This is a genomic window from Pseudomonas sp. P4_C1 (genome assembly GCF_056402155.1).
This window is the reverse complement of sequence record NZ_JBFUHY010000127.1, coordinates 1-6,845: the sequence shown is the minus strand read 5'-3', so window position 1 is coordinate 6,845 and position 6,845 is coordinate 1. Positions and strand designations below refer to the sequence as shown.

The following is a 6,845-nucleotide window of genomic DNA, read 5'->3' as shown; positions in this document are numbered from 1 at the left end:
CCGCCATGCAGGGCTATGAAATCCGCATCGCTGGTATTCAACGTGTAGGTGTAGGTGCCGTTGGCATTCAGCACCAAAGTGCCGTAGGTGCCGGTGAAGGTGCCGGGAGTGATGGGGCCGGCGTTTTCCCCGAGCGGCACGCGGTCGGCGCCTTGCACGTCGTTGCTCAGCACGTTGCCGTTGAGGGTCAGCAGGGTTTCCGAGGCGGTGCCATTGTTGTCATCGACCGCTTTGGGCACGTCGTCGATGATGCTGATATCCAGCGTACCGGTAGCGCTGTCGCCATTGCTGTCGATGGCCACCACGGTGACGTGTTCGGCAAGACTATTGGCACCCTCGCCGCTTGCGTGGGATTCGGCACGGTTGAGGGTGTAACTGTAACTGACCACGCCCGTGGCCGGGTCGTAACTGGTGACGGTCAGGGTGCTGCCCAGCGGGGAGGTGATCGACTGCGGGAAATCTGCCGCCACACCGCCGCTGATCAAGTTGATCCCGCCGATGCTGAAGCTGCTCAGCCCGTCGGGCGCATTGATGGTGAAGGTGCCGCTTCGCGTCAGCGAGTCTGCGTTCCTCGCCGAACCGTCGGCCAGGTTGGCTTCATTGACGGTCCGCTCGCCGTTCTGCTCCGACAGGCCGTCGAAGGTGACCGGATTGTTCGGCACTTGCGGAACCACCGGCGGCACCACCGGAGCATCGGCCGCTACAGCGATGTCCGGATTAGCGTTCAGGCGTTCTTCCGGAAGCTCAGGAATGCCATTGAAACCGGCAGTGGGGAAGCCGATGACCGGGTCGACTCGCCCGCCGACTTCTTCGAGCAGGACGAAACCATGACCACTGCCCTGGACGCCGCCCGGTACACCGGTAGTCGTGGCAGGCCCGGCAGCGGTAGCTTCAGCGGTCTGGGTCGGGTCGTCGCCGACCGCAATGGCTTTTTGCAGCCGTTCGACATCCGTCAGCTGCGCTTCGCTCGGCGTCACCGCCTCAGACGATTCCACATGGGGAATCTGATTGGCGAGCAACTGCGGGGTCATCTGCATGCTGCTGCCGCGCCCGAGGGTCAGTTCCTGGCCATTTTGCAGATGCACCGCCACCGCGCCTTCGGCGCCGGTGCTCAGTTGGTCGCCGGCGAACAACCGGTCCCCCTCGACCAGCGCGCGCCGGGTGCCGTCGCTCGCAACCGCGAACACCTGTCCGATGACCTTACTGACGATACCGATGAGCGTAGCCATGTGCACTTCCTCCGCTGCCAACCGTTATCGGCAGCCTGTTTGTGCGAAGAACGTGCGCATGGCTCGAGCGGGTTGTCTGGCGGATCGTGTTCCAGGTACCGGTTCACGTGAGTAAGCCGTGGCCCCGGCAACGATCTCGCCCAGCCAGTCGCTCACGGCGCTGTTTACGATTTTGGGAAAAACCCTCTGCAATCAATGGCATCGGATCCCTGTTCGCAACAACCTTGCCTGTGAGCAATGCGTAACGATCTTGAACCACTCAAGTGACAAAAAACCGTCGCCACCAGATCGCTCGCGTCCCTCCCCTCCAGCACTTCTTCGCTCTATGTCGATAAGTGGATTGGAACTTTCCTCAAACCCCGACAAGCGCCATAACGCCCATAAAACAAGGGCTTTCGCATTGAACAATGTGCTGGATTTTGCAGGGCGCATAAGTTTTTTTTGGCATACACGTTATGAAAAAAATTTCTTAGCTACGCTCCAGAATGTTCTTAGCTCTTTTGTTAAAGATGTGAAACAACTTTACCTATAAATGTCGTCAAATAATTGGCGACTGATAAGCACCATCAGGAATCAGGGAGATGCAACATGCGCCTATTAGCCCCCCTCTACAGCGCGGTTCTCTTGGCCATGGCCTGCTCGTCCCAGGCTCAGGCCATGACGCTGACCGAGGCAATCCAGAGCACCATCGCGACCCACCCGGAGCTGGCATCACGGGTGGACAGCCGTCTGTCGGCGGATGAGGACGTGAAGGTCGCCAAAGGGGGCTTTTATCCAGCTGTTGATCTGAACGCCGCCTACGGGCGCGCGTACAGCGATAACACCAATACCCGGGCGCTCACCCCCAGTGGGCACAACACCGAAACCTTGAACTACACCCAGTCGGAATTGCGCCTGCGGCAAATGCTCTTCGACGGGTTCAACACCGCCAATGAAGTCCAGCGCACCCAGGGCGTGGTCAACTCACGAGCCTATTACGCTCAAGGTACGGCTCAGGACCTGGCCCTGCGCACCACCGAGGTTTACCTCGAAGTGCTCAAGCGTCGCGAACTGGTGACACTGGCCAAGAACAACCTGCAAGCGCACTTGCGGGTCAACGACCAGATCGGCCTGCGCACCCAGCGCGGCGTGGGCAGCAACGCCGATGCCGACCAGTCCGCGGCTCGCCGGGCACTGGCAGAAAACAACCTCGACACCGCCGAAGTCGATCTGGCTGATGCCGAATCAAACTTCTATGCCGTTGTGGGGCGTATGCCCGATGAACTCGAAACCCCGCCGTCGATTCGCGGCGAAGTCCCCACCTCATTGCCCGAAGCCCAGCAGAGCATGGTGGAAAACAACCCTTACCTGAAATCCGCCCAGGCCGACGTGCAATCGGCCGAAAGCCAGTACGAAGTCGCCAAGTCGCCGTTCTACCCGCGCTTGGATGCCGAGGCCGCCGTGGGCGCGAACAACAACGTGCAGGGTGATGAAGGCCACGACAATGAATGGCGGGTCGGCGTGATCATGAACTACAACCTGTTCCGCGGCGGCAGCGACAAAGCGCGCCTGGCCTCCGACTCGCACAAGATCAACCAGGCCATGGACATCCGTAACAATGCCCTGCGCCAGCTCAATGAGAACATTCACCTGGCCTGGAACGCTATGGTCAATGCCAAGAAACAAACCCCGACCGCCCGTGAATACGCCGACACCAGCAAACGCGTACGCATCGCCTATCAGGATCAGTTCGGCCTCGGTCAACGGACCCTGCTGGACCTGCTCGACAGTGAAAACGAACTCTACAACGCCAACCGTCGCTACACCGAAGTGCGCTACACCGAAGAGTTTTCGATGTACCGAGTCCTGGCGAACATGGGCCAATTGTTGAGCAAACAACGGGTCGTACTGCCCGCCGACGCGATCGCCCAGACCGAAGTGAAAAACGAAGCTCGACTACCTGAAATGAAGTAGTGCCCGGGAGGGTTCAATGACCAGCATGGAACCCGGCAACACCGGTGTCGATCCACGCCTGAGCTTCGATGACCCGCTTCTGGACGGTCTGCTGATCCTTTGCAAACTCCACGGCGCGACGGTCAGTCGCGCCAGCCTGAGTGCCGGGCTGCCCATGGCACACCAACGCCTGAGCCTGGACCTGCTGCCCCGTGCAGCGGCCCGGGCCGGTTTACAGGCGCGCTTGCTGCGCCGTGACCTCAAAGACATCTCCCCGCTCAACCTGCCTGTGCTGCTATTGCTCGACAATGGCCGCACGGCCGTCCTGCGCCGTTATGGCGAGGACGGCAAGGTGCTGATCCTGCCCAGCGAGGCCGACGGCGGCGAACAATGGCTCAGCCCTGAGGAGCTGGCCGAACACTACAGTGGCCAGGCATTGTTTGCCCGGCCACGCCACGAACTCGAAGACTTGCGCTCGCCGCTGGTGCCTCGGGTGCAGGCCTGGTTTCGCGATACGCTGAAGCTGTCGAAATGGCTGTACAGCGATGCGATCCTGGCGAGTTTCCTGATCAACCTGCTGGGGCTGATGGTGCCGCTGTTCGTGATGCAAACCTACGACCGCGTGGTGCCAAACCAGGCTACTTCGACCTTGTGGGTGCTGGCCATCGGTCTGCTGATCGGCACCGCATTCGAGCTGGTGCTGCGGGTCGTGCGCGCGCACTTGCTGGATACCGCCGGCAAGAAAACCGACGTGATCCTGTCGGCCACTCTGTTCGAGCGCATCACCGGCATGGCGATGAAAGCGCGGCCGGCGACCATCGGTGGCTTCGCCCAAAGCATTCATGACTTCCAGGGCCTGCGGGAATTTCTCACCGCCGTGACCCTCACCAGCCTGATCGATCTGCCCTTCTGCCTGCTGATGCTGCTGGTGATCGGCCTGCTCGGTGGCTGGCTGGTGGTGATTCCGACACTGGCGTTCCCCATCACCATCGTCTTCGCCATGGTGATCCAGATACGCCTGCGCGACACCGTACAAAAGAGCCTCAGCCTCGGCGCCGAACGCCAGGCACTGTTGATCGAAACCCTCAGCGGCCTGGAAACCCTCAAGGCCTGCAGCGCCGAAAGCGAACGCCAGCACAAATGGGAAAGCACCCACGGCGCCCTCACCCGCCTCGACAGCCACGCGCGCAACCTCTCGGCCCTGGCTACCAATGGCACGCTGTTCATCCAGCAACTGTCCGGCATGGCGACCATTGTCGCCGGGGTCTACAGCATCATCGCCGGCAACCTCAGCGTCGGTGCCCTGGTGGCCAGCTACATGCTCGGCAGTCGGGTGCTGGCGCCACTGGGACAGATCGCCGGCCTGATCACCCGCTACCAGCAAGCGCAACTGACCATGAAAAGCACCGACGCGCTGATGGGCCTGCCCCAGGAGCGCGACGCCAGACAACGGCCGCTGGAGCGCACCCAACTGCAAGGCGCGCTGGATGTTGTCGGCGTGACCTTCCACTACAACGGCCAGAGTGCTCCTGCCCTGGGCAACATCAGCTTCAGTGTGAAACCCGGCGAGCGCATTGGCATCATCGGCCGCAGCGGCTCAGGCAAAAGCACCCTGGCGCGACTGGTGATGGGCTTCTACGAACCGGATGAAGGCCAGTTACTGCTCGATGGCCTGGACCTGCGACAACTGGACGTCGCCGACCTGCGCCATCAAATCGGTTACGTCGCCCACGACCTGCCGCTGCTGGCTGGCAGCCTGCGCGACAACCTGACCCTCGGCGCGCGCTATATCAGCGACTCACGCATGCTCGAAGTGGCGGAAATGACCGGCGTCACCGAGCTGGCCCGGCAACACCCGCAAGGCTTCGACCGGCCCGTGGGCGAACGCGGGCAATTGCTGTCCGGCGGCCAGCGCCAGGCGGTATTGATGGCCCGGGCCATGTTGCTCGACCCGCCCATCATGCTGCTCGACGAACCCACCAGCGCCATGGACAACAGCAGCGAAGACGTCCTGCGGCAAAAACTCCACGGCTGGGTCCAGGGCAAAACCATCCTGCTGGTGACCCACCGCACCTCGATGCTGAGCCTGGTGGACCGGTTGGTGGTGCTGGACAACGGACGGATCGTCGCCGACGGTCCGAAAGAAGCGGTCATCGATGCACTGCGCAAGGGCCGTGTCGGCTCTGCGGCCGTCTAGGAGTCGTCCATGTCTGCCGATCAGGGATCCCGTGGCTACTTCGACAGCTTCAACAAAAGTGCCGAAACCGAGTTCATGCCGGAAACCGCCGGTGCGTCGTTGCAGGACTCGCCGCGCTGGTCGCGAATTACCGTGTGGCTGGCGGCCGCGCTGCTGATCAGCGCACTGGTCTGGGCCAGATTCGCCGTGTTGCAGGAAGTGACCATGGGCGAAGGCAAGGCGATTCCGTCGAGCAAGGTCCAGGTGATCCAGAACCTGGAGGGCGGTATCGTCACTGAAATTTTCGTCCGTGAAGGACAAATGGTGAACAAGGGCGACACCTTGCTGCGCCTGGATGACACCCGCTACCTGTCGAACAAGGGCGAAAGCGAAGCCGATCGCTATGCCTTGACCGCACAAGTCGAACGGCTTTCGGCCGAAGCCGAAGGCCGGCCGTTCAAACTGTCGGAAGAAGTGATCGCCAAAGCTCCGCAAGTGGCTGAAGACGAGCGCTCGCTGTACGAGCAGCGGCAACGCCGACTGGCCAGCGAACAGCGCACCCTGACCGAGCAACTTCGGCAAAAAACCCAGGAGCTGGCGGAGTTCCGCTCGAAACAGGGGCAGTTCAGCTCCAGTCTGGCGCTGCTGCAACAGGAAATGAACATGTCCACACCGCTGGTGGGCACGGGTGCGGTGTCACCGGTGGAAATCCTGCGCCTCAAACGCAGCGCAGTGGAGATTCGCGGCTCGCTCAACGCCACCACCCTGGCCATTCCCCGGGCCGAATCGGCGATCAACGAGATCAAAAGCAAGATTGACGAATCGGAACAGACCTTCCGTTCCGAAGCCGCCAAAGAGCTGAACGAGAAACGCACCGACCTGTCGAAAATCACGGCATCGAGCATCGCCATCGACGACCGCGTGACCCGTACCACCGTGGTCTCGCCGGTTCACGGCATCATCAAGGTGTTGAAGGTCAACACCATCGGCGGCGTGGTCCAGCCCGGCAGCGACATGGTGGAAATCGTGCCGCTGGAAGACAACCTGCTGATCGAAGCCAAGGTGCGGCCACAGGACGTTGCATTCCTGCATCCGGGCCAGAAAGCCATGGTCAAGTTCAGTGCCTACGACTACACCATTTACGGCGGCCTGAGTGCCAAACTGGAATTGATCGGCGCCGACACCATCACCGACGACAAGGGCAACAGCTTCTATCTGATTCAGGTGCGCACTGACAAAAACCATTTGGGTGGGGACGTGAAACCGCTACTGATCATCCCGGGGATGGTGGCGACGGTGGACATCATTACCGGGGAGAAAACGGTGCTCGATTACTTGCTTAAACCGGTGTTGAAGGCGCGGACCGAGGCGATGCGGGAAAGGTAGTTTTCTTCAAACATCTGCTGTGATCTTACTACCGCCATCGCGAGCAAGCTCGCTCCCACAGTGTCCGCGTCGAACGCAAACCTGTGGGAGCGAGCTTGCTCGCGATGGGGGCATGGGGGCAT

Annotated in this window: 5 protein-coding genes; 4 read left to right on the top strand and 1 reads right to left on the bottom strand. The window is 61.2% G+C overall.

Annotated features, from left to right (window positions below; translation table 11 throughout):
- Nucleotides 1-1,229: retention module-containing protein (locus AC1DU9_RS29135; protein WP_477811210.1), on the bottom strand; the 1,229-nt coding region annotated here is incomplete at its 3' end.
- Between the two features lie 118 nt (nt 1,230-1,347).
- Between AC1DU9_RS29135 and AC1DU9_RS29130 the strand changes: the two genes are divergently transcribed.
- The 4 genes from AC1DU9_RS29130 to AC1DU9_RS29115 are packed head-to-tail and all read left to right on the top strand — an operon-like array spanning nt 1,348 to nt 6,723.
- Nucleotides 1,348-1,761 (top strand): hypothetical protein, encoded by a 414-nt coding sequence (locus tag AC1DU9_RS29130; protein WP_223462145.1) that lies wholly within the window; start codon nt 1,348-1,350, stop codon nt 1,759-1,761.
- 56 nt (nt 1,762-1,817) lie between these two features.
- Complete coding sequence (locus AC1DU9_RS29125) at nt 1,818-3,182, top strand: TolC family outer membrane protein (protein WP_223462143.1); 1,365 nt, start codon at nt 1,818-1,820, stop codon at nt 3,180-3,182.
- Between the two features lie 16 nt (nt 3,183-3,198).
- Complete coding sequence (locus AC1DU9_RS29120; protein WP_223462141.1) at nt 3,199-5,358, top strand: type I secretion system permease/ATPase; 2,160 nt, start codon at nt 3,199-3,201, stop codon at nt 5,356-5,358.
- 9 nt (nt 5,359-5,367) lie between these two features.
- Nucleotides 5,368-6,723, top strand: coding sequence for an HlyD family type I secretion periplasmic adaptor subunit (locus AC1DU9_RS29115; RefSeq protein ID WP_223462138.1), 1,356 nt, complete (start codon nt 5,368-5,370; stop codon nt 6,721-6,723).
- The last annotated feature ends 122 nt before the right edge of the window (nt 6,724-6,845 follow it).

Bases quoted from the DNA above. Each gene is read 5' to 3' on its own strand.
- AC1DU9_RS29125 (WP_223462143.1), top strand. From the start codon at position 1,818: ATGCGCCTATTAGCCCCCCTCTACAGCGCGGTTCTCTTGGCCATGGCC.
- AC1DU9_RS29120 (WP_223462141.1), top strand. From the start codon at position 3,199: ATGACCAGCATGGAACCCGGCAACACCGGTGTCGATCCACGCCTGAGC.
- AC1DU9_RS29115 (WP_223462138.1), top strand. From the start codon at position 5,368: ATGTCTGCCGATCAGGGATCCCGTGGCTACTTCGACAGCTTCAACAAA.